General features: G+C 61.9%; 18 protein-coding genes. 2 read left to right on the top strand and 16 right to left on the bottom strand.

Annotated features, from left to right (window positions below):
* Positions 1 to 3: 3 nt before the first annotated feature.
* Both pseC and pseB read right to left on the bottom strand, forming a co-directional pair.
* Complete coding sequence (gene pseC, locus G7016_RS05165; protein ID WP_181111752.1) at positions 4 to 1,146, bottom strand: UDP-4-amino-4,6-dideoxy-N-acetyl-beta-L-altrosamine transaminase; 1,143 nt, start codon at positions 1,144 to 1,146, stop codon at positions 4 to 6.
* Positions 1,143 to 2,144 carry a UDP-N-acetylglucosamine 4,6-dehydratase (inverting) gene (pseB, locus tag G7016_RS05160; protein WP_181111751.1) on the bottom strand — a complete coding sequence of 334 codons (1,002 nt, stop codon included), beginning with the start codon at positions 2,142 to 2,144 and terminating at the stop codon, positions 1,143 to 1,145. Before pseB ends, pseC begins: the two co-directional genes overlap by 4 nt.
* A 239-nt stretch (positions 2,145 to 2,383) precedes the next feature.
* Between pseB and G7016_RS05155 the strand changes: the two genes are divergently transcribed.
* Both G7016_RS05155 and tagD read left to right on the top strand, forming a co-directional pair.
* Positions 2,384 to 4,252: a CDP-glycerol glycerophosphotransferase family protein gene (locus G7016_RS05155; RefSeq protein ID WP_181111750.1), complete on the top strand. Its 1,869-nt coding sequence runs from the start codon at positions 2,384 to 2,386 to the stop codon at positions 4,250 to 4,252.
* Entirely contained in the window at positions 4,249 to 4,638 is a 390-nt protein-coding gene (gene tagD / locus G7016_RS05150) for a glycerol-3-phosphate cytidylyltransferase (protein ID WP_181111749.1), read from the top strand. Before G7016_RS05155 ends, tagD begins: the two co-directional genes overlap by 4 nt.
* 204 nt (positions 4,639 to 4,842) lie before the next feature.
* Here tagD and G7016_RS05145 read toward each other — a convergent pair whose 3' ends face one another.
* The 14 genes from G7016_RS05145 to flgB form a co-directional block, all read right to left on the bottom strand.
* On the bottom strand, positions 4,843 to 7,440 hold the full coding sequence (locus G7016_RS05145; protein ID WP_181111748.1) for a glycosyltransferase: 2,598 nt from the start codon (positions 7,438 to 7,440) through the stop codon (positions 4,843 to 4,845).
* Between the two features lie 51 nt (positions 7,441 to 7,491).
* A complete protein-coding gene (locus tag G7016_RS05140; protein ID WP_181111747.1) occupies positions 7,492 to 11,061 on the bottom strand; it encodes a glycosyltransferase in 3,570 nt (1,189 codons plus the stop codon).
* A 204-nt stretch (positions 11,062 to 11,265) separates the two neighbouring features.
* Complete coding sequence (locus G7016_RS05135; protein ID WP_181111746.1) at positions 11,266 to 12,834, bottom strand: flagellar hook-associated protein 3; 1,569 nt, start codon at positions 12,832 to 12,834, stop codon at positions 11,266 to 11,268.
* Between the two features lie 12 nt (positions 12,835 to 12,846).
* A complete protein-coding gene (gene flgK / locus G7016_RS05130) occupies positions 12,847 to 14,889 on the bottom strand; it encodes a flagellar hook-associated protein FlgK (RefSeq protein ID WP_181111745.1) in 2,043 nt (680 codons plus the stop codon).
* A 10-nt stretch (positions 14,890 to 14,899) separates the two neighbouring features.
* The gene (flgJ, locus tag G7016_RS05125) at positions 14,900 to 16,216 is read right to left on the bottom strand and encodes a flagellar assembly peptidoglycan hydrolase FlgJ (protein ID WP_181111744.1); all 1,317 of its coding nucleotides are present in this window, start codon (positions 16,214 to 16,216) and stop codon (positions 14,900 to 14,902) included.
* Between the two features lie 12 nt (positions 16,217 to 16,228).
* Complete coding sequence (locus tag G7016_RS05120) at positions 16,229 to 17,338, bottom strand: flagellar basal body P-ring protein FlgI (RefSeq protein WP_181111781.1); 1,110 nt, start codon at positions 17,336 to 17,338, stop codon at positions 16,229 to 16,231.
* A 12-nt stretch (positions 17,339 to 17,350) separates the two neighbouring features.
* Positions 17,351 to 18,049, bottom strand: coding sequence for a flagellar basal body L-ring protein FlgH (gene flgH / locus G7016_RS05115; protein WP_181111743.1), 699 nt, complete (start codon positions 18,047 to 18,049; stop codon positions 17,351 to 17,353).
* A gap of 71 nt (positions 18,050 to 18,120) precedes the next feature.
* Positions 18,121 to 18,906, bottom strand: a complete 786-nt coding sequence (gene flgG, locus G7016_RS05110; RefSeq protein WP_181111742.1) for a flagellar basal-body rod protein FlgG — start codon at positions 18,904 to 18,906, stop codon at positions 18,121 to 18,123.
* Between the two features lie 63 nt (positions 18,907 to 18,969).
* Positions 18,970 to 19,707, bottom strand: coding sequence for a flagellar basal body rod protein FlgF (locus G7016_RS05105; protein WP_181111741.1), 738 nt, complete (start codon positions 19,705 to 19,707; stop codon positions 18,970 to 18,972).
* 345 nt (positions 19,708 to 20,052) lie between these two features.
* Positions 20,053 to 20,241, bottom strand: a complete 189-nt coding sequence (locus tag G7016_RS05100) for a hypothetical protein (protein ID WP_181111783.1) — start codon at positions 20,239 to 20,241, stop codon at positions 20,053 to 20,055.
* Positions 20,242 to 20,289: 48 nt separating this feature from the next.
* Positions 20,290 to 21,588 (bottom strand): flagellar hook protein FlgE, encoded by a 1,299-nt coding sequence (flgE, locus tag G7016_RS05095; protein WP_181111740.1) that lies wholly within the window; start codon positions 21,586 to 21,588, stop codon positions 20,290 to 20,292.
* Positions 21,589 to 21,618: 30 nt separating this feature from the next.
* On the bottom strand, positions 21,619 to 22,335 hold the full coding sequence (gene flgD, locus G7016_RS05090) for a flagellar hook assembly protein FlgD (protein ID WP_181111739.1): 717 nt from the start codon (positions 22,333 to 22,335) through the stop codon (positions 21,619 to 21,621).
* A 15-nt stretch (positions 22,336 to 22,350) separates the two neighbouring features.
* On the bottom strand, positions 22,351 to 22,800 hold the full coding sequence (flgC, locus tag G7016_RS05085) for a flagellar basal body rod protein FlgC (RefSeq protein WP_181111738.1): 450 nt from the start codon (positions 22,798 to 22,800) through the stop codon (positions 22,351 to 22,353).
* Between the two features lie 3 nt (positions 22,801 to 22,803).
* Positions 22,804 to 23,211, bottom strand: a complete 408-nt coding sequence (gene flgB, locus G7016_RS05080; RefSeq protein WP_181111737.1) for a flagellar basal body rod protein FlgB — start codon at positions 23,209 to 23,211, stop codon at positions 22,804 to 22,806.
* Between the last annotated feature and the right edge of the window lie 343 nt (positions 23,212 to 23,554).

The following is a 23,554-nucleotide window of genomic DNA, read 5'->3' as shown; positions in this document are numbered from 1 at the left end:
CGCTTATGCCAGCGCATCGGATAGCGCATTGACGATGTAATGCTGTTCGGCCTCGGTGAGCCCCGGGTACAAGGGCAAGCTCAACGCCTGCGCGTAATAGGCTTCGGCCTCCGGGAAATCGCCGGGGCCAAAACCCATCTGCCGGTAGAACGGCTGCAAGTGCACCGGGATGTAGTGCACATTCACGCCTACGCCGGCCGCCCGCAACGAGGCAAACACCTCGTCACGGCGCTCGGCGATGCGTACCACATAAAGGTGCCAGGCCGATTCGGCACCCGCTTGCCGGGCTGGAAGCTGCAGGCCCAAGCCACTCAAAGCCTGATCGTAGGCCTCGGCCAATGCCCGGCGGCGCGCCAGAAAACCATCCAGCCGCGCCAGTTGCGATACCCCAAGCGCCGCCTGAATATCAGTAGCACGGTAGTTGAAGCCCAGCTCCACCTGTTGGTAGTACCAAGGGCCGTGGCTGGGCTCACTCATCATTGCCGGGTCACGCGTCATGCCGTGGCTGCGCAGGCGACGCAGGCGCTCGGCCAGCTCGGTGTGGCGAGTCATCACGATGCCGCCTTCGGCGGTGGTGATGATTTTCACCGGATGAAAGCTGAACACCGTCATGTCCGCGAATTCGCCGCTACCCACCGGTTGCCCGCCGTATTGGGCACCTACCGCGTGGGAGGCATCTTCAATCAGGGTAAAGCCGTAGCGCTCGGCCAAACGCGCAATGGCCGCCATGTCGCAGCTTTGCCCGGCAAAGGCCACGGCCACCACCACCTTGGGCAGGCGCCCTTCCCGCTCGGCGGCTTCGAGCTTGTGCGCCAGAGCATCGGCGCTGAGGTTCCAGGTGAGTGGGTCGATGTCGACGAAATCCACCCGGGCGCCGCAATACAAGCCGCAGTTGGCGGATGCCAGAAACGTGTTCGGGCTGGTCCACAGCCAGTCCCCTGGCCCCAGCCCCGCCGCCAGGCAAGCGATGTGCAGCGCGGCAGTCGCATTACACACCATCACCCCATGATCGGTAGCGCAACGGGTGGCCATGGCCGCTTCGAAGCGTTCGATGGCCGGCCCCTGGGTGAGCCAGTCCGAGCGCAACACCTGCACCACGGCCTCGATATCAGCCTCGTCCACGCTCTGCCGGCCATAGGGGATCATGCTGGCAACCCTGCGTGCAGCTCGGCAATCTGCGGCACGTCGAGGAACTCGGGGTTGGTGTCAGAGCGGTATTCGAAGCTTTCGTCTACCGGCACGCCGCGTTCGCCCAAGCCATCCACGGCCAGGTCCACGTTCACACTGGTGAAGCGCACCGAGGGCTGGATGGTGAAATGGTCGGCGAATTCCAACGTCATGCGGGCGTCGTCCTGCGGCACCATCAATTCGTGGAGCTTTTCACCGGGGCGTATGCCAACTACGCGCTGCGGCAACCCTGGGGCAAGCGCCGAGGCCAGGTCCACAATGCGGATCGAGGGGATCTTGGGCACAAAGATTTCACCGCCATGCATGCGCGCAAAGCTGTCCAGCACGAACTGCACACCCTGATCGAGGGTAATCCAGAAGCGGGTCATACGCGCGTCGGTGATCGGCATATCCGCCGCGCCTTCGGCCAGCAGCTTGCGGAAAAACGGCACCACCGAACCCCGCGAGCCCGCCACGTTGCCGTAGCGCACTACCGCAAAACGCGTGGCTTGATCGCCGGCGATGTTATTGGCCGCGACGAACAGCTTGTCCGACAGCAGCTTGGTTGCGCCGTAGAGGTTGATAGGGCTGGCGGCCTTGTCGGTCGACAGCGCCACTACCTTGGTCACGTGGTTTTCTATCGCCGCGGCAATCACATTCTCAGCGCCGGTGACGTTGGTGCGAATGCATTCGCCAGGGTTGTATTCCGCTGCAGGCACCTGCTTCAGGGCTGCGGCGTGGATCACGTAGTCCACCCCGCGCATGGCCGTGCGCAAACGCTCGGCATCGCGCACATCCCCCAGGAAGTAACGCATGCACGGCGCATCGAAAGTTTGCTGCATTTCGTATTGCTTGAGTTCGTCGCGGGAAAACACCACCACGCGGCGCGGCTGATACTGCTCGAGCAAGCGGCGAATGAAGTGACGACCAAAGGAGCCGGTGCCGCCGGTGATGAGTAAGGATTTACCGTCGAACATAGCGATGCCTTATTTTCCGGAGCCGTGTAGTGGGCAGACGGTTTTTTGACCGCAGCCTCGTTACAGGAGTTTGGAGCAATATGCAGGCCAAGCGGGCGACGAGTGGCGGGCTCGGCGGATAGCCCGCCTGCGTAGGCCGCTCAAGTGAATGCACGAACTTTTGGCATGTTTCATGAATCACCTGCTTAAGCGTCAAAAATGCTTCGCTTCGCCCGCCCAGTCTTTGCAAAGGTAGATCAATGTACGGCCAGCCGCTTTCAGACGAACTTACCGCACACTGCATGGAAGCGATTCCCGCCGGTGTGACCTCTGTTATTGAAGTTGCCGCTGCCTCTGCCGCTCTGGCGCGTCGAGTGAAACAAGCCAACCCGCAGGTGCGCTATACCTGCGTCACCGCCGATCAGGCGGTGTATACCGAAGCCCAAACAGTGTGTGACAGCGTGGAGCTGACGGACCTCGCCAACCTGAACGGCCTGTTTTTCCTCGAACACAACACTCACCAATGCTGGATATTGGGCGAAGCGTTGAGTCAAGTGGCAGATCCCTGGGCATTGCTCAAGAACATCGCCGAGCATTTGCCTGACAACGGCAGCGTGGTGATGTGCATGCCCAACGCGCAGCATTGGTCCTTGCAGGTGAAACTGGCGGCGGGCGCTTTCAGTTACCAGGACGAAGGTTTGCTGCATCGCTCCCGGCTTCGCTGGTTCACCCGTGAAACACTTCTTGAGCTACTCGATTCCACCGGTTTCGAACTGGCCCACGGGCATCCGCATGCCCCTGCCAACCCGCTGAGCGATACCTTCCTGCCACTGATCGGGCAGATCGCAAAGGCTGCCGGGCTGAATGTGGACATGGCCATCGCCGATGCCCGGCCCACGCATTACATCATTCGCGCCGCACATAAAAGCGCCGAAGCAGTTGCCAATAAACCTCGGCCAATGCTTACCACCGAACAGTTCATCGCCCAGGACCGTGGCACCGCACAGGATGGCAAGGTATGGGCATTCCCGGTATGCGCCTTTGACCATTTGCTGACCGGCAATGATCGCGCAGTGTTCGAAGCGGTTCGCTATCGGGCGGACATCCGCAAAGTAGTGCTCACCCGCGGCAAGGCTGTGGACCTTCCAGGGGAAAACGTAGACATCGTTCCGCTTGCCAGCCGTGAAGGGCAGGACGCGCTGATCGCCGCCGGCTACATTTTCGTCAAGCACTCTGCGGCCGTGAACGCACCCTATCCGTTGGACGCCAACCGACACCGTTTCATCAACCTGTGGCACGGGATTCCGCTCAAGCGCATCGGGATTACTTCGCTGGACAACGCGCCTCACCGGGAGAACCTGCTGCGCGAGCATGCGCGGCATCATGCCGTGATCGCTTCGTCGCGCATGGATCAACTGGCGATGACTGCGGCGTTCCATCCGCTGCCCATGGACAAGATCTGGATCACTGGCCTGCCCCGCAATGACGTTGTGGTGTGTGACGAGCAGCGCTTGCCCGAGGATTTCACCGAACAACTGGTACGGCTACGCGCCGAGCTGCAGGGTCGCCGGCTGGTAATGTTCGCGCCTACCTTCCGCAACGGCCAGGCGGCGGCCTATTACCGCTTCACGCCTGAACAGCGTGAACAGCTTGTAGCGTGCCTGGAGCGCCACAATGCAGTGATGGGTATTCGCGAGCACATGGCAGACCGAGCACACAGCTACTCCGCTGCGCTCATGGCCGAGGAAGGCCCGTTTACCAGCCTGGGCCGCGAGGCCTACGCCGAGATCGAAGTGCTGTACCGGGAAGCCGATGTACTGATTACCGATTACTCCAGCTGCTTCATCGACTTCATGCTCACTGGCCGGCCGGAAATCTGCTTCGCGTTCGATCGCGCCCAGTACGCTGGCCAGGAACGGGGCATGTTCTACAACCTCGAAGACGTGTTCCCGGGCCCGATCTGTGAAGACTTCCCTACCCTGCTGGCTGCGTTGGAGAGCACCCTGAGCGGCGAGCAGACGGAACATCCGTTGGTATACGCCCACAAGCGGAAGATGTTCTTCGAGCACCTGGATGACGGAAATACCCGCCGCCTGGTAGAGCGTTTGTTGGCCGAGGCGCAGCCATGAAAACCGTACTCACCTATGGCACCTTCGATGTGCTGCATGCTGGGCACATTCGGTTGCTCGCGCGTGCCAAAGCCCTGGGGGACCGGCTGATCGTCGGCCTGTCCACCGACGCATTCAACGCGCTCAAACACAAAAGCTCGTTGCTGGATTTCGATAACCGCCGCATCGTGCTCGAAGCCGTTCGCTATGTGGATATGGTGTTCCCCGAAGGCAATTGGGACCAGAAACTGGAGGACGTACAGCGCTACAACGTGGACGTCTTTGTGATGGGCGATGACTGGGAAGGCAAGTTCGACTTCCTCAAGCCCGCCTGCGAGGTGGTGTACCTGCCTCGCACCGAGCACATTTCCTCCACGCTGATCCGCGATGAGCTGAAGCGGCTGTAGGAGGCCTCTAACCCCGTGGGAAGCAACTGTCTTGAGCGGTTTTCTCAAGGGCTTATTCGCGAGCTACGCCTGCGGCTTCGCCGGATGGCCTGCCCCCCTGCCCCCACAGGGGCGGGGCGGTGAGTTCAATCTGTGGGAAGCGGGCGCCAGCTCGCGAATAGTCCATTTTTCGCGAGCTGGCGCCGGATGGCCGGCCCCGCCGGTCTACCCTATCAACGGCCCCCATGCGGCCAACCAGCGTTCGGCCTGCGGCCCCTCCAGCAGCCCTTCGGCCATGGCCCGGGCGTGCAGGGCCTGGCCAGCCGCTTCGCGCCCCGCGGGATCGCTCACCCAGGCCTCAAGCGCCGCGCTGTAGCCTTCGACACTGTGTTGTACCTTGGCAATGGGCCACGCTGACGCGTGGCTGCCGATAACGGCATTGCCGCAGGCGGCATGTTCCAGGGTCCGTTGTTCCGCCGCGGCCAGCGCGCCGAAGCTGGGTGCCAGCGCCACAACCGCCACATGCAGGCCGAGGGCAGCCAACTGCCCGGCGTAGCGTGGCGCCTCGATTGGCTGATGCTCGGTTACCCACGGGCGTAGTTCATGCGGCACTTGGCCAACAACCACCCACTGCACCCGCCCCGCAAACCGTTCGAACAGGGCGCAAAGCACCTCAAGGTCAGGGGTTTCATCCTGAGCGCATACCAGCCCCACCCTGGGCATGCCAGCGCTCGTCGATGGCAAAGGCAGGTCTCGCCATAGGGTAGGGGGCAGGCACGCTGGCAGAACGTGGATACGAGGGTGAGCACCGGCAACCCGCTCTGCCTGTTCGGGCGTTGCCACCACCACTTTGTCGTAACCGGCCAAGGCCAGGCGCAGCGCTTCGGGTTGCAGGTTGTTGTCACTCGCCGCAGACAGGTCGCAGACCCGGCAAGGGGCTATCTGAGCGCGAGCCGCGTCCAGGCCCAAATCACTGCCTGCGTTAAATGGCAGCACTACGGAACCTGGCACCAGCCGCAGCCATTCACTTACCTTCAAGGCATAGGGTGCAAGGCCGCCTTCAAGGCGCCCGGCGTAGCGCAACGCTTCCAGCGGCTGCACGATCCTCGGGTCGGAACCGCCTGGCTCGCCGCCGCCGATCACCACCGGCAATCCAGCGAACGCCAACGGCCGCCAGGTGATCTGCGGATCGGAATCGAACTCGAAGCCGTCGCCGCGCAGCGTATAGAGATAGCTGGCGGTAGGGTCGCGCCCCAGCGAGGCACCCCACTGCTCATACATGGCGTGCTCGTCGGCAGTGGCCTCGACCAAGGGTTGCCGCGCCGGTTCGGTCAGTGCCAGCCAGGCCTGCGGCGCCCATACGTTCAAGTAGCCTGCCCAATGCAGCTTCAGGCACAGGTCAGTATCTGCCCAGTGTTGCTGGAACCGCGTTTCATCGAACCCGCCCACCTGGCGGAAAATCGTTCGAGACAGCATCAGGCACGCGCCAGCAAGCGCCACCACGTTGCGCTGCACCGGCCAATAATCCATGGGGCCTTCTTCGTGGCTGAGCAAAGCGGTTTGCGCCGGCCCCTCCAGCCCAAGCCGCACGCCAACCTCCTGCAACCGCTCGCCCCTCTGCACGCGCCGCCCACCCACGGCGCCCACTTCGGGCCGCATGGCCTGATCCAGCAACAGCTCGAGCCAATCCGCCTCTATCGCTACACAGGCGGGGTCAAGGAACACAACGTACTCATCGCTCAGCGCCTCTACCGCGCCATTCATCGCAGTGTTCATCGGCAGCGGTGCAGCGCTGCGGATCGCTACCACCCTGCCCTCACCCTCACCGGCCATGGCGTCCATCCATTCACGCAGGGCCGGCGTGGTGCGGTCGGTTTCCACCAGCACCAGATGGTAATTGGCATAACCGATGACCATCAGCACGGCGGCGACACAACGCTTGAGCGTAGCCAGCGGTTCTTGCACCGGTATCAGCACCGCTACCGGGGCGGGAGCATGACCGTAGTGCAACCGGTAATGGCGCGGGGAGCTTTCGCTCACGCGGGCATCGGCGTAACCGCGCCGCTGCAGATGTTGCAGTAGCGCGCGGCGTTCATCCTCACATGGCACGAGCGGCCGCGTTTGCGGTATTACCAGAGGCTCGCTGATATGGCCGAACCCCTGCTGCCCTGCTTCGATCAGCCGCAGGATCAGGTCAAGCTCCAGCGCGGCGGGCACGTCACCGTCAAAACCGTCCATGGCGACCAGTGCATCGCGCTGGAACAACCAGTGCCCAGCCATCGCCACGGGCACGCTCAGGAGCTGATCGAGATTGAAATTGCCCCTTAGCAAGGGCCATAAGCCGCCGCGGCCGTCGCTATAGGCTTCGTCACAGAAGATCGCCGGGCATGCCGGTTTGCCCAACAGTTCAAGCAGGGTCACGCTGAGCGCATCGGCGTTGATCACCGTGCCGGCGTCCAGGGAGAAGAACCATTCGAAGTTCAGCTCGGAAACCAGCTGGTTGAGATGCCCGGCGCGCTGGGCGTGGCTGCTGCTGATCCAATAAAAGCCCTCTTCGACCTGCCCAGTGCCCACGCCTGGCCGGCTGGACAGCACCACAACCGTGGCATTGGCCAGCAACGGGGCCTGGCGATCGATACTGTGCAGCGTTTGCAGCAAACGCTGTTCGTCATCGCTCAGGTCGTTGATCACCAGCAACAAGGCGGGCCCACCGCCCTGGGCCCGAACGTAGGTGTCGATCCGCCCCTGTCGCACATGGCCCAGCTGACGCGCTTGCAGCCAGCGCTTGAAATTCATCGGAAGGGCCGTATTCAAGGTTGCCATGGGTGCTCCTGCAGTCGGGAAAATGGGCCTGACGAAGGTTTGCGTAGCGGATCATCCCCGCGTCCACGCCTCCAGCCAGCGGTTCAGCGCCGGGCCATGCAGCATGAAATCGCGATGGATGGCTTCGCGCAGTGCGTCGCCCTGTGCCGCGCTGGCAACCGGGTCGGCCAGGTGTGAACGAATGGCGGCAATCCACTCCTCCGTGGTGTTGCTGCTCACCAGCGTGACCGGCAAGGTGCCGCGATAGCTGCGGGTTTCGGTGCACACCACGGGGAAGCCGCACGCGCCGTATTCCAGCAGGCGCAGGTTGCTCTTGCAGTCGTTGAAGATGTGTTGCTCCAGCGGAGCTACCGCCAGGTCCAGGTCCAGGCTGGCGAGCTTGGCGGGGTATTGTTCCAGCGGGACGGTGCCGTGGTACTCGTGGATGTAGGGGCGCAGCTCATCCGGGCACATGCCGAAGAACACCCAGTGCACGTCATTGGACAGCGCCTTGACCACATCCTTGATCAGCAACAGGTCACCGGTGTGGCTGGTGCCCCCGCCCCAGCCCACGCGGGGCTTCTCGCCACCACGGCGCTTGCCGCGCAGGTGCACCCAACGCTCCGGAGGCAGCATGTTGGGCACCACGCGGATGTCGCCGATCATGTCGCCCATTACCTCGGCGAGGGTTTGAGTGGACACCACCAGCCGATCGCACAGGCCTACGCTGTGGCGCAGCGATGACTGGATTTCCTTGGCCAGGAACCGTTTGTGCTCGTTAGCGCCGGGCACGTCCAGCAGGTAGTCGTCCAGCTCGAACACCCGGAAGGCTGACGAGAACTGCTTGCAGGATTCGATCCCCTCGGCAGCCTTGGCGCTATAGCGGCCCTGGAAGATCACCGAGTCCGGCCGGATGCGGCCCAATTCGACCAGTGACGGTACGCCGTGGTACACCAAGCCGGTGGCCAGCCCGGCCTGTTCCACTTCATGGAACGGCTGGATCAAACGGTAGTGCCCTACCGCGCCGGGGTTGATCGGCAGGCACAGCAGGTGCGGGCGAAGCCGCTGCTCGAAAGGCTGCCAGGCGGTGCGCAAGCCTGCGTCCAGGCCGAAGCTGGAACCACTCAAGGTGAGGTTGGGGTTATAGGCGGGGTCGCGCACCAGCCGTGAGATCCATTGACGGTAGGCTTGCCCCAGCGCCAGGTCGTAGCCGGGGCGCAATTGCGGGGTGTTTTCCGGCGCGGAGCGGTAACCCAGCACGGCGTCGGGGGTCCACACCACCAGGGCGCCGGCATCGGCCACGCGCAGGCAGAAGTCCACATCGGCGCAGTGCTCGCCGAACAGGCCGTCACTCATCCCGCCCAGTTCGTTGAACAGGCTGCGGCGGATCATCATGCAATGCTGGCTCACCGCGCTGTAGTTTTGCGGCACCACCAGCCGTTGCAGGTAGCCCCGGGCGGCGGGCGCTTCGCCAAGAAACGGCGAACCGGCGATGCCGCGCATGCCAAGGATCAGCCCGGCGTGCTCGATGCGCCCATCGGCCCCCAACAGCTTGGCGCCGGTAACGCCCACTTCGGGCCGCTGGGCGTTGGCCAGCAGTTCATCGAGCCAGTTGGCATCGATTATCCGGCAGTCAGCGCTGAGCAGCAGCAGGTATTCACCCGTCGCCTGTTCGGCCAGGCCGTTGTAGCGTTCGCCTTTTACTTGGCCGGTGGTTTGCTCGAATACCCGGATACGTTCGCCCCCCAGCTCGGCCAACGCCTGCAGGTAGTCACGGGTAGCGGTGGATTCACCCGCGTCCATGCCAACCAGTACTTCGTATTGGCTGTAGGCGGTTTTTTCCAGCAGGCTCTCCAGCGCGGCCTGCAACTGAGCGGGGTTATCCAGGCTCAACACCAGAATGGATACCTGCGGCTTGGCCTCGTGCAGGTAACCCACCCGCAGGAAGCCACCCACTTGCGGTGCACGCCATTCGAACGCCTGCCCGAGCCGGGCAAGATGGCCCGCCAGGAGGAAATTATGCCCGTTGGCCACGCTGTCTTCGGCAAGCCAGCTGGCATAAGGCTGCCCGGCATGCAGCAGCACGTCCGGAATGTGATGAATGGCGCCCAGCCCATACTGTTCGGCCATACGCACCACCAGATCGGCCGCCGCGGCTTCGCCCGCGCCGCCATCCAGGCCGCCGACATCGGCAAAGCCCTGCCGCGAGAACGCCACGGCCCGGCCCACATAAGGGTAGGCGCGCATAAGGTCGAGGTTGAACGCTGGCTTGAACACGGGCTCCGGCGCCGATTCGCCACGGTCCTCGTCGCTGTAGATGGCCCGTACGCCGTCATGCGTGGCTACGCGCTCGGCCAGCTGCAACAGGGCGTTGGGGCTGAGGGTGTCGCCGGCTTCGAGCAGGTAGAACCAGTCAAAGCCTTCCACTTGCACCAGCAAGTCATTGAGCTGCGCCGCCCAGTCTGCCTGCAGCGGGGCGTAGAGATGGCTGCCTTGTTGCTCCAGGTCCTGATGAGCGCTGGAAAGGATCAGGTAGCCACAGGGGCCGTAGCTTTGTGCGGCGAGGCTGTCGAGGGTCGCTTGCACACCGGAGGCACCGTTGCGCGCAATGATCACCGGCATGATTTGTGGCTGAACCGGCCAGCCCGCCACCCGCTCTTCCAGCAAGGCCTTGCCTGCCGGGGAAAATTCGCGGGTCGCCAGCCACTCCTGGTACATCTCCGAAAAGCTTTTTGCCCTGCTGCCTACCCGGTCGGCCAAGGTCAGCGATTGGATATGCAACAGCCGGGTCATTGGCAGTTCGGTGTATTCGCGGGATGCTTCGGGCACTGCCGGCAGGGTGAGGTTATGCACCCGTACCGAGCCTGGCCACGGAGCACGCTCGCCACTCAGTTGCGCGATCAGCCGAACCACAATGGCCTTTTCAAGATCCAGCCGCCCTTCCCTGTCCACCCCGGCATACCGGCTGGGCTCGAGACGTTCGGCGCACAGGGGCTGGGCAATAGCCGCCAGATGGCCATGGCGCAGGATGCTGATGTACAGCGCAAGGTCGAAATTGACCGTCAACTCGCTGCCGGGGTCGGCCAGCGCAGGCACCACACGCTTGAGGTAGTCGCGGCGCAGCAACGTAGTGCTCAGGCTGCCGATGAAGTTGAGCGGCCAGGCTTCGAAGAACGACAACACGTCACCGCCTTGCAGCAGGGCGTCTTCAGCGAACAGGGAGAAGTTTTCGACCCGCGGCGGCAGCAGCACGCCCTCCTGATCGGCGAACCAGCGCTGGGCAGAGCACATCCCAGCTTCGGGATAGGCATCCAGTACCTGCGCCTGACGGGACACCAGGGTGGGCAGCATCCAGTCATCCCCATGGAGGAACTTGATGTACTGCCCCTTCGCCTGGTTCAGTGCCCAGGCGACATCGGCGGGATAAGCCAAGGGCTTGGCATGCGTGTGCAGGCGCAGCGGTACCTTGGTCTGGTTGCGAGCCTGTTCCACCAGCCGAGCGACTTCCGGATCTTCGGAGCTGTCGCTGACGATCACTTCCAGGTTGGGGTAGTTTTGCCCCAGCGCACTGTGAAGGGCGCGATAGAAATGGGTAGTGTCCTGTACCAGAACGGCGATGGTAACAAGCGGTGTCGATTTCATTGAGAAACTCGCCCTATGGCCGCTTTAGCCTGCGCGCGGCCAGAAAAATGACGGCAACGGTGCCAGTGATCGGATGTTGCAAAAGCAGTGCCGGGAAACCGTCCACAAACAAAAAAGCCGCCAGCAGTGCCCTGTGAAGCATAGGCAATGCTGGCGGCTTTGAAGTTTGCCGGTTTGATTCCCAGGCTTAGCCTGGTTTCACACTTACAACCGGTCGAACAGGCTCAGCTGGGAGATCTTGGCAAAGGACAACTGAGCCGCTTGCAGCATGGTCTGCTGCAGGGTGAGCTGGGTGGTCGCTTCTGCCAGGTCCGTGTCGCCAATCTGCGATTGCGTAGTGGCGTTCGCGGTTTGCAGGCTTTCGATCTGCGAGCTCTGGATATCCAGCGCGTTTTCACGAGCACCGATCGAACCGCGGGTCACGTCGATCCGGTTGGTTGCCGACTGCAGGTTACCCACGGCCGATTCCAACGAGTTGCGCAAGGCAAGCTGGGCAGCGGAGTCGTTCACCGTAGGCGTTTCAAGGGCAACCTGCAGCTGATTCAGCGTGTCCAACACGTTTTGCGTGCTGTGGGTGTTGGCGCTCACGCTGAACTGATCACTCGTTGCCGGGGTGCCGCTTATGTTGAAAGTCACACCTGCGGTGGTCAGCGAGCCGCTGCCATCGTAGGTACCGCTGGACACAGGCTTGCTGGTGTCAGTGAGCGGCTGTGCGTACACCTGATAATCCGTGCCGCTGGAGAACTTGATAATCGCTCCATTGGTGGGGAACCCCGCTGTGTAGGCAGCCGAATCCGTCACGGCGCCAGCGGTCATCTGGGCGGTGGAGGTGTTGCTCGCCAGTCGGTTGGCGGTGATGGTGTCCGGCGTGGTCTGTAGCTGGAAGGTCCGGCCTGCCAATACGGTGTCGGCGTTATCGCCCTTGGCCACGTTCGTGTTCACGTTGAAGGTCACGCCATACAGGCTGATGGTGTCGCCACCTTCTTTGTCGTAGTCATAGGCGCCCAGCTTGGCGGTCTGCGCGGTCACGTCGTTACCGCTCGCGTCGGTCACCTTGTACTGGCTGCTGCTTGTAAAGCTCAGCGTATACGGTTGCCCGGCCGCGAACTCCTTGTTGTAGCTATTGAGCGATGTCATCTGGCCGTTGGACACCGACAGCTTGCCATCCGCGGTCGCCGGGGCGGTTTGCGTGGTCTGGGTGCGACTGGTGTTGGTGGCCAGGTCGAAGATGCTGAAGCCGGTGTCGTTGGTGGCAACCGAGAGGTTGTCCGACACTTGCAGGCTCAACTGGGTTTCGTCGCCCTGGTAGGTGTACGTGCCGTCGCTGTTGAGCGTGTACGGCTGGGTCGTGGTCTTGGAGCCGGAGAACATGTACTGTCCATTGGCGTCCTTGGTGTTGAGCAGGCCGTAGATGGTTTCCTTGATCTGCGACACTTCGCTGGCCAGCGACTTGCGGTCGTCGTCGGTCAGCACGCCGTTACCGCCCTGGATCGCCAGTTCCTGCGCACGCTGCAAAGCCGTGGTGATGTTGGCCAGCACGCTTTCCTCGGAGGAAAGTGCGTTGGTGGCGCTGGTGATGTTGCCGCTGTACTGGTCCAGCACCGAGCTTTGCTGGCGCAGTTGCAGCAGCTTGGACGCGCCGATCGGGTCGTCCGAGGCGGTCTGGATGCGTTGGCCCGAGCTGATCTGGTCCTGCGTCTTGGCAGTGTCCGAGAAGTTCTTGGTGTAGGTGCTGCTGCTGCTGGCGAAATACTGGCCGGTAGAAATACGCATGTCGTCCGCTCCTTACAAGGCGTTGAGCAGGGTAGAGAAAACTTCCTGCGCAGCTTTGATAATCTGCGAGGACGCCGTGTAGTACTGCTGAAACTTGACCAGGTCAGCCGCTTCTTCGTCCAGGTTCACACCCGCGACGGAATCCCGGCTGGTGGTGGCAGACGTCAATACGGCCGCGGTGGCGGTGGCATCGCTGCTGGCCTGAGCGGCCTTGGCACCCACGTCTTCCACCAGCTTGGCGTAGGCGCCGGTCATGCTCACGCCGCCGCCTGACGCAGAACCGACCGTCTTGGCGTTTTGCAAGTTGACCACGGACGTCGCGTTGCGGTTATCCGAGGTGCCGTTGCTGTTGAAGGCCACGGTGTAGCTGTCGCTGGCCGCCGGCGAACCGCTGACGTTCATCTGGAACGTGGCGGTCATGGCATTGCCGTCGGCATCGACCATGGCGTTGCCGCTGTCGTCCAGCATGGGCACCGACACGTTCAGCGTGTTGGTCTGGTTCGGCACGATGGTGCCGGTACCGATGCTGCTGCCGCTTGAGTTGTAAACGGTGTAGCCCTGGCTGCCATTGCTGGCCGAGCCGAACACCAGCTTCACCGGCAAGCCGTTCTCTATGCCGCTTTGAGCCTTGGCCAGCGCTGCGGAGTCATACACGTCCAGCTGCGTGGTCAGCGTCGGCTGCGTCACACTGCCGGTACCGCTGTTGCCCGAACTGCTGGTGGCCGCGAGCGGGCCGGCAAAGGCCAGCTTCGACACGTCGGTCATGGTGGTCTTGATCTGGCTGGAGCCGTTACGGGTAGGCGTGACCGTAAAGGTGTCCCCCGCACTCAGTGCGTTGCCGTTGAGCGCCAGGGTAAAGCCATCGATGCTCGGCGCCGGGTCTTCATCCAGGGTATGGCTGCCCATGGAGGTGCCGTCCGAACGCGTGACCGTGTAAGTGTTGGCGTCGGAGAACTTCACCGCGTAGTTGTAGGACGTGAGCGCGCTGCTGTCGGTGATGGTCACGTCCAGGTTGCCGGAGCCGGCGCTGTTTTTGGACCCGCCCACGCTGCGGCTGCCTACTGCGGCATCCGTGTTGATGCTGCTGAACAGGCTGCTGCCGAAGTCGCCGTTTGCGTCCAGGCCCTGGCCCAGCTGAGTGTTGACCGAATCGCTGACCACCATGGCCAGGCGGCCGAGTTCGTTCTGCGCCGGCTGCAGCACTTCGCTGCGGTAGCGCAGCAGGCCGCCGATCTGGCCACCGCTGACCACGGAGGTCACGTCGGTGCTGTAGCTGGCGTAATTCACGGTAAGCGAATACGACGACGGATCGGTGGCCCCCGGCTGTGCGGTGAGGGTATTGGACGAGGTGCCCGATACCAGCGCCTGGCCGGTGCCCAGGTACACATCGTACTGGCCGTCGCGTTGCTGCACGGTCACGCCTACCAGCTCGTTGAGCTGGCGCACGGCTTCGTCGCGCGAGTCCAGCAGGCTGTTCGGCGTACCGGTACCCGACATCGAGACGATCTGCTGGTTGAGCGAGGCGATGGATTTGCTCAGCGAGTTGACCTGCTCGGAAAGCGAGGTGAGCTGGCTGTTCACGTCGGCATTGGACGACGAGATCTGCGTGGAAATGGTGTTGAAGCGATTGCTCAGCGTGGACGCAGCCGTCACCAGCAACTGGCGCGAAGCGGTGTCGCTGGGGGACGCCGCCGCGGTTTGCAACGAGGTGAAGAAGTCTGACAACACCGAGGTGATCCCGGTGCTGCTGTCCGACAGCAAAGAGTCGAGCGTAGCCGCGTTGGTGGACAACGTGCTGGCTTCCGAATCCAGGGCGGTACTGCTCGCTACCTGGTTCTGCAGGTAGGAGCTGTAGATCCGACGCACTTCGGCCAGGGTTGTACCGGTGCCCACGTAACCGGCACCACCAATGCTTTGCAGCGCGCCCGCGCTGTTCACCGTGGACTGGCGCGAATAACCCGCCGTGGCCACGTTGGAGATGTTGTTACTGGTCGTGGTCAGCGCGGCCTGGCTGGAAGACAGCCCCGACAGACCGATGTTGATCAGATTCGCCATGGTTCAAACCTTATAAAGTCGTGGACGAGCCGCTCGACGCGTAGTTCTCGTAGCTCTCGAGCTGCTTGGCAATGGAAGCGATCTTGCTCGCGTAGTGCGGGTCGGTCGCGTAACCAGCCTTCTGCAACTCTTTTACAAACTGTTCCGGGTTATCGGCAGACTTCACAACATCTTGATAGCGATCGTTGTTCTGCAGCAGGTTTACCAGGTCGTGGAAGCTGTCGGCGAAGGAGTCATAGCTGCGGAACTGCGCCGTTTCCTTGACCACCTGCCCGCCTTCGTATTCAGCGGTAACCGCGCGCGTGGTGTCGCCTTTCCAGCTGGAGCCGGCCTTGATGTTGAACAGGTTATGGCTGCTGCCGCCATCGCCCTGGCGCAGTACCGATTTACCCCAGCCGGTTTCCAGCGCTGCTTGTGCTACCAGCACTTTGGGGTCTACGCCGATGCGCGCCGCAGCCTCTTGGGCCATCGGAAGCATGGTCGCGATGAAGTCGTCATGGTTGGCGAATGCCGCCTTGCCCGGTGCCAATGGCACCTGCGCCAGGGTGCGGGTGCCGGTGGCATCGCTGTTGGCTTTAGGCGCGGTGGCATAGGTGTTGGTCCAGTCGCCATAGGCGTCGGTGGTATCTGTAGCTGGCTGGCCGCTGGCGGCGGCATTGCTGGCCACGGCCGCGGCAACGCTGCTTGGCGCGGTGGCCGGCACGTTGATGCGGTGGGCGACCTGCGGGTGCAGCAGGTTGGCGTGCGGCGCCTGGCCACGCACCAGCGTGTTGGCCTGGGTAGCCTGGGTTTCGCCTGGCACGATACCGGCCAGCAGGCGATCCACCGATTTGCTGGGCAAGGCCAGGCGGCGCTGGTTGAGCATGGCCATGTCGTTGCGTGCCGATGCCGATGCCGATTTCGCTTCGGCAGTGCCGTTGCGCACGGCGCCCAGGGCATGCTGGTTGCTGTCCGGGCGAGCGAACGGGTTGCCACCGGTGTGGGAGGCGTCCTTGGTCTTGGACAGTTGACGCATGAGCACGTCCTGCAGGCCGATGCCGTTGCCGGTGTGGGACAGGCTGACCGACAGCTGCTGGTCGTACATGTCCTGGTACTGCTTCACCGCCTCGGTGTTCATGGGGTTGTCCTTGGCCAGCACATCGTTGGCCGAACGCATGGACTTGAGCATCTGGCCGACGAAGACCGATTCGAACTCTTGTGCAACCTTGCGCAGGTTGGCGTCGCTGTCGCGATCACCCACCTTGAGCGAGTTCAACCGGTTAAGGTCGGTGTAGGCACCCGAATCGGTACCCGAAGAATTCACACCGGCGCCAGAAGACATGTCCATGCTGCATCACCCTCAGATTACGATCAGGTCGGCTTGCAAGGCACCGGCCTGCTTCAAGGCTTCAAGAATGGCCATCAGGTCACTGGGCGCGGCGCCAACCTGGTTGACGGCACGCACAATCTCATCAAGCGTTGTTCCGGGGCCGAACTTGAACATGGGCTTGGCTTCCTGTTCGGCATTGACCTTCGAGCGTGGCACTACAGCGGTCTGGCCATTGGACAACGGTCCGGGCTGGCTGACGATCGGGTCTTCGGTGATCGTCACTGTCAAACTGCCGTGAGTCACTGCCGCTGGCGTAACCTTGACGTTCTGGCCGATCACGATAGTGCCGGTCCGAGAGTTGATGATGACCTTCGCCATGGCCTGGCCGGGGTCTACTTCAAGGTTTTCCAGTATCGACAGGTAGTCCACACGCTGGTTGGGATCAAGCGGCGCGGTCACCCGAACCGATCCCCCGTCCACTGCACTTGCAACTCCCGCGCCAAGAAGCTCGTTGACCTTGTCCACGATGTGCTTGGCGGTGGTGAAGTCCGGCCGATTAAGGTTCAGCGTGAGGAAATTGCCTTGATCGAAGCCGCTCGGCACCGAACGCTCTACCGTTGCGCCGCCAGGAATCCGGCCAGCCGACGGTACGTTCACGGTGATTTTCGAGCCGTCCTTGCCTTCCGCGTCAAAACCACCCACCACCAGGTTGCCCTGGGCAATCGCATACACGTTGCCGTCGATACCCTTGAGCGGGGTCATCAACAGGCTGCCGCCGCGCAGGCTCTTGGAGTTACCGATGGACGACACGGTAATGTCGATGGTCTGGCCGGGCTTGGAGAACGCCGGCAGGTCGGCATGGATCGACACCGCCGCGACGTTTTTCAGCTGGGCCGACGAGGTACCCGTAGGTACCTTGATCCCGAACTGCGCGAGCATGTTGTTGAACGTCTGGATGGTAAACGGCGTTTGCGTGGTCATGTCGCCGGTGCCGCTCAGGCCCACGACCAGGCCGTAACCGATCAGCTGGTTGCTACGAACGCCCTGAATACTGGCGATGTCCTTGAGGCGCTCGGCGTGAGCGCCGAACGCGGTCAGGAACAACAGGGATGCCGCCACCAACTGCTTGAAGTTCAACATGGTCATACGCACTCAGAAGGGGAAGTACGGGCTGGAGAAGAACCGGTCCAACCACCCTGGCTGGCTGGCTTCTGCGAAGGAGCCGGTGCCGGAGTAGGTGATTCGCGCGTCGGCCACACGGGTCGACGACACTGTATTGTCGGTTGCTATGTCATCTGCACGAACCAGGCCAACAATACGTACCAGTTCCTGCCCGGTGTTCAGGGTCAGCCACTTCTCGCCTCGAACCGAAATGATCCCGTTGGGCAGCACATCAGCCACGGTCACGGTGATCGAACCGGTCAGGCTGTTGCCCTGGGCCGCCTTGGCGTCGCCGTTGGTGGTACGGTCGCCGCTGTAGCCGGCATCCAGGCTCAGGTCGCCACCGCCGAGCGGGTTGTTGGTGGTCCCGCTACCACCGAACAACGAGGTCAGGCCGAGCTTGTTGCTGCTGCTCTTGGTTACCTTCGAGTTGGCGCTTTTGCTCGCCGAGGTTTTCTCCGCCAGGGTGATGGTGATGATGTCACCCACACGGAACGCCTTGCGGTCGGTGTACAGGTTCTGGTCAAAGCCCGCCTGGTAAATCGAGCCGTTGTTGGACGCCGCCGGCAGGGGCGTACGCGGCAGCACAGGCGCGTAGTACGGGTCATCCGCCTTGGGGGGTGGCGACATGCAGCCACCGAGGAACGCAGCTCCGGTGAACAACAGCACAGCAGACAGACGACGATTCATGACTCCAACCTCACGGTGTAACTGATCCTTCAGGCGTTTGAGCAAGCGTGTAAAAGTGGTCAAGCGATCAATTACAAGTTCTGGGTCACGTACTGCAGCATCTGGTCCGCGGTGGAGATCACCTTGGAGTTCATCTCGTAAGCGCGCTGCGTGGTGATCATGTTCACCAGCTCTTCAACGGTGCTCACGTTGGAGTTTTCCAGCGTGTTCTGCAGCACGGTACCGAAGCCGTTCAAGCCCGGGGTACCAACGTTCGGGGCACCGCTGGCCGCTGTTTCCAGGTACAGGTTGCCGCCGATGGACTGCAGGCCGGCCGGGTTGATGAAGTCGGCGGTCTGGATGTTGCCGATCACCTGGGCGGTGGCGCTGCCGGTGGTGGTGATCGAAACGGTACCGTCGGTACCTACGGTGAAGGTTTGCGCTTCAGCCGGCACGGTGATAGCGGGCTGCACGGCCAAGCCGTTGGCGGTCACGATCTGGCCATCCGAGTTCAGGTGGAAGGTACCGTCACGGGTGTAGGAAATGGTGCCGTCAGGCTGCATCACCTGGAAGAAGCCGCGACCGTTCACGGCCATGTCCAGCGGCTGGTCGGTGGTTTGCAGGCTACCGGCGGTGAAGTTCTTCTGGGTGCCGACGATGCGCACACCGGTACCTACCTGAAGGCCCGACGGCAGCTCGCTGTCCTGGGTGGACTGAGCACCCGGCTGGCGTTTTACCTGGTACAGCAGGTCCTGGAACTCGGCGCGGTCTTTCTTGAAGCCGGTGGTGGAAACGTTGGCCAGGTTGTTCGAAATGGTGGTCAGGTTGGTGTCCTGAGCAGCCAGGCCGGTTTTACTGACATAAAGTGCTGGAAGCATGGTGTTCTCCTTCGGGCGCCGGGTTTGCGTCGCCTGTGGTGTCAATAAAAGTGTGGGTTACACTTACATTTGCAGGACGCGTGCCATAGCTTCATCGTCTTCCTTGGCAGTCGTCATCATTTTGATGTGCATCTCGAACTGCTTGGAAAGCGCCATTACCTGGGTCATTTCATCCACGGCATTCACGTTGCTGCCCTGCAGGAAACCGGAGGTCATCTGCACAGTGCCGTCCACCGCAGCGGGCTGGCCATCCTTGGTGTGGATCATGCCGTCGGTGCCTTTGGTGAGGTCGGCCGCCTTCGGGTTAACGGTCTTGATCCGGTCCACTACCGCCATCACCGACGGCGCCTGGCCGAGCGAGCGAATGCTGATGGTGCCGTCCTGCCCCACTTCAATCTGTTCTTCCGGCGGCACGGCGATCGGGCCACCATTGCCCAGCACCGCCATGCCCGTGCTGGTGCGCAATACGCCCAAGGCGTCGACGTTCAGGCTGGCGCTTTTGGTGTAAGCCTCCGAACCGTCCGGGGCCTGTACCGCGATCCAGCCTTCGCCACCTACGGCCACGTCCAGGTCACGACCGGTAGAAATCATCGGCCCGCCGCTCAGGTCGGTGGCCGGGCGCTCGGTCATGGCATAGGCACGGGACGGCAAGGTATCGCCGAACACTGGCATGGAACGCGCTTGCTCGAGGTCCTTCTGGAAACCATTGGTGGACACGTTGGCCAGGTTGTTGGCGTGAGCCTTCTGCGCGAGGGCGTTCTGGCTGGCACCGGTCATGGCGACGTAAAGCATTTTATCCATGGTCGTCTCCTTGGCGGCGTTGGCCGCTGAGTAACTGTGTACCAGTGATATAGCAATACGCGGGCCAAGTTTATAAAACCGACTACAAAGGCTCTAGATCGGGCATTTCAGAGGTTCGACAGAAAGTCGACGGGGGAAAGGTGCCGATATTTCGGCGTTGCCTTGCCGGGATCGGCAAGGCAGTGACGTGTATTTGCTGACGGCGAAGCGGCGCACAAGGCTATCAGGGCAACCATACCCCGTGTGGGAGCCGGGCGAAGCCGCAAGGCGCAGCTCGCGAAGAAGGCACCACCTAATCCATTGATGATTCTTTCGCGAGCTTCGCCCGCTTCCTACAGCAAATCGTTACGGGCGGCAACCGGCGTTATGGAACGGGCCGGCAAAACGCTGGAATGCTTCGCCCGGGTCGCTTTGCATGCAAACGAACTGGCCGGTTTTCAAGCTTTGATACTTGAACCACGGTGCCGGAGCGCCTTCCGCGAGGCCGCCAGTCATGGTCAGGAAAATCATGAAGAGATGGACGTACTTTTTCATGGCGGCTCCGCGGCCAGGGCGGCGGCTCCTTGCGCCGCCCTGTGTGCATCAGGTCATTTGGATGATGGTTTGCATGATGGTGCTTTCGGTGGAAATGGTCTTGGCGTTCGCTTGATAGTTGCTCTGCGCCTTGATCAGGTTCACCAGTTCGCTGGTCAGGTCTACGTTGGAATCTTCCAGCGAGCCCGCGGTCAGGGTACCCATGGTGCCGCTGTTCGGCGCGCCAACCACCGGCACACCCGAAGAGGACGACTCGCGCCAGCCGGTGCTGCCGTTCGGGGTCAGGCCCTGGACGTTGCTGAAGTTTGCCAACGCCACCTGGCCGATGGTCTTGGACTCGCCGTTGCTGTACGAACCGAAGATATTGCCTTCGCTGTCGATGGACAGGGACGACAAGCTACCGGTGGCATAACCATCCTGCGACTTGGCCGTTACCGCCGACGTGGTGTTGTAGGACGAGGTTTTAGCCATGTCCAGGGTCACGCCAGTCGTTGCCGCGGTAGCACCGTTGCTCGCCATCACGCCGCTGGCATTCTTGGCCGCCGGGACCCAGTTGCTCATGGTCAGCTTGCCGGTCGAATCCACGGTCATGTCGCTGCTGGTGGTGGTCGCCAGGCTACCGTCGGAGTTGAACGTCATGGCAGCTGTGAACGGCGTGGTGGACGTCGGGTCTGCCGGGTTTACGCCATCAACGGTGGTGTACATGCTCCACGCATTGGTGTCGTCCTTCACGAAGTACTGCGTCATGGTATGGGAGTTACCCTGACTGTCGAAGATGTCCGTGCTGAAGGTGTAGTTGTAGCTGTCGGTGTCGGCGGCATCGAACGGCGTCACGGTCGGAACGGTGTCGCTGGAGTTCAGGTTCATGGTTTCCGAAACGGTGTCGGTCGCCTTGGGCGCCAGGGCAGAGGTATCCACCTTGAGCGTGGTGAGCACGCCGTCGATGACCTTGCCGTTCGAGTCGGTGCCGTAGCCCATCAGCTGGTTACCGCTGGCATCGACAATGTTGCCATCCTTGTCGGTACCGAAGGCACCGGCACGGGTGTACACCTTGTTGCCGTTGTCGCTGACCACGAAGAAGCCGTTGCCATTGATGGCCATGTCGAGGCTGGCGCCGGTGCTGCTGATGGTGCCCTGGGTGAACTGCTGGGAAACCGCCGCAGTGGCAACGCCCGAACCTACACCGTTCTTGGAGCTGCCAAGGAACAGGGAGTTGGCGTATACGTCGCCGAATTCAGCGCGCGATTTCTTGAAGCCGGTAGTTGCAACGTTGGCAATGTTGTTGCCGGTAACGTTGAGGGCGGTGTTGGCTGCGTTGAGACCGCTAAGGCCGGTATTGAACGACATAGTACTAAACTCCAGTGCCGATAAGCCGGCTTACGATCCGATGGTTTTGACGTTCGACAGCGCTACGCTAGAGCCGTCAGACAATTTAAGGGTCATGTCACCCGAGGTACTGCCGACCGTCACACTTGTGACGGTGGAAGGCAGGTACGTGGTCTGTGCAACTTCGCTGCCATCTACCGCGGCGCTGGCCACAAATTTGTAGGTGCCGGACGGAAGGACAGTGCCGTCGTTGCTGGTGCCATCCCAGTTGAAGCTGACGGTGCCTGCGGCTTGCGAGCCCAGGTCGATGTTCTTCACCAGGTTGCCACTGGCGTCGTAAACCTTGACGGTAGCGTCGGTACTGGCCGAAGCCAGGTCGAACTGCCCGGTCAGGCCGGTGCTGGTGTCTACTGTGGTGCTGCTGGTTTGCGCCAGTACCGAGTGCCCTACCAGGGCCGAGGCTTGCAGCGCCTGGCTCGAGGTGTAGTTGGTGGCAAGGCCGGACACGGTATCGTTGAGGTTGTTGATGCCTTCAACGCTACTGAACTGTGCCAGCTGCGCCACGAACTCAGAGTTGTCCTGAGGGTCGAGCGGGTTCTGGTTCTTCATCTGGGTCACGAGCAATTGCAGGAACGTGTCCTTGCCCATGGTCTCGGTGCCCGTGGTGGAGCTGGACGACGAGGACGAAGTGGACGACGTGCCGGTGGTGCCCGAAACCGCGTACTGCGAAAGGATCGAGGCGCTGGTGCTGTCAGTGGTGGTAGTCATGGTTTATCCCTTGGCTTACTGACCCAGCGTCAGTACTTTCTGCATCATGGTTTTAGCGGTGTTCATGATCTCGGCGTTGGTCTGGAAAGACCGGCTGGCGGAGATCATGTCTGCCATTTCTTCAACGACGTTCACGTTCGGGTAGTACACGTACCCATCCTTGTTCGCCGCTGGGTTGTTCGGTTCGTAGCGTGGCTCGAGGTTGCTCTGGTCTTCGACGATCCCGGATACCTGCACGCCCTGCCCTGCTTCGCCCTGGTCTTCGAACAGCGAGCTGCTGCCGCTGGTACCGCCGGCCTGCTCGGCCATCACGGTGGCGAACACCGGGTGGCGGGCACGGTAGGTCTGGTCGATGCTCGACGACACGGTCTCGGCGTTGGCGATGTTGCTGGCCACGGTGTTGAGGCGAGTGGTCTGAGCGCTCATGCCGGTGCCGGCAATGTTGAATACGCTGGAAAGAGACATGGGTTACTCTCCTTTGATGGCCGTGACCAGGCCTTTGAATTTGTTGTTGAGCAAGGTGAAGCTTGCCTGGAAGTCCACTGCGTTCTTGGCGTAGTTCGCGTTTTCGATCTGCGCGTCCACGGTGTTCTGGTCCAGGGAAGGCTGGGTGGGTACGCGGTACTGCAAGGTACCGTCGTCGTTGCCCAGGCCCTCGGCATCAATGTGCATGCTGTTCGTACGCTCCAAGCCAAAGCTGCCTTTCTGGGTCTTGTCGGCCTGAGCCGCCAGAACCGAGGAGAAGTCCAGGTCGCGCGCCTTGTAGTTAGGCGTATCGGCGTTGGCCAGGTTGTTGGCCAATACCTCGGCGCGCTGGGCGCGGAAGTTCAGCGCCTGCTCATGAATGCCGAGTGCCTTGTCGAAACTGATGCCCATGGTTGGTACCTCTGCGACGAAACTTTGTGTGCTGATCGAGATATAGCAACTGCTGTGCCAACTTTCTAAACCCTTGTTTTAGAAGGGTTACGCTGCCAAGGCTGAAATTTGTCGCCAGAAAAGCGGCAAGTTATTTCCGGTGGCAAGCGGCAAAGCGGCAAGGTCGGCGTCAGAAAAGCTGCCGTTGAGGGAAGAATTGCAAGAGAGGGGCCAAAGGGCCGAAGGCGCGTGATCTGTAGGATCAGGCGAAGCCTGGGAACAGGATTTCAGCAGGACATGGTGCGCAGTCTATTCCCAGGCTTCGCCTGGTCTTACATTGGAAAAGCAGAAAACACCTGCACAA

The sequence above is a fragment of the Pseudomonas japonica genome, assembly GCF_013522925.1.
GTDB classification, from domain to species: domain Bacteria; phylum Pseudomonadota; class Gammaproteobacteria; order Pseudomonadales; family Pseudomonadaceae; genus Aquipseudomonas; species Aquipseudomonas japonica_A.
Note: the sequence above shows the minus strand (reverse complement) of the source record. Positions and strands in the feature narration are given on the sequence as shown.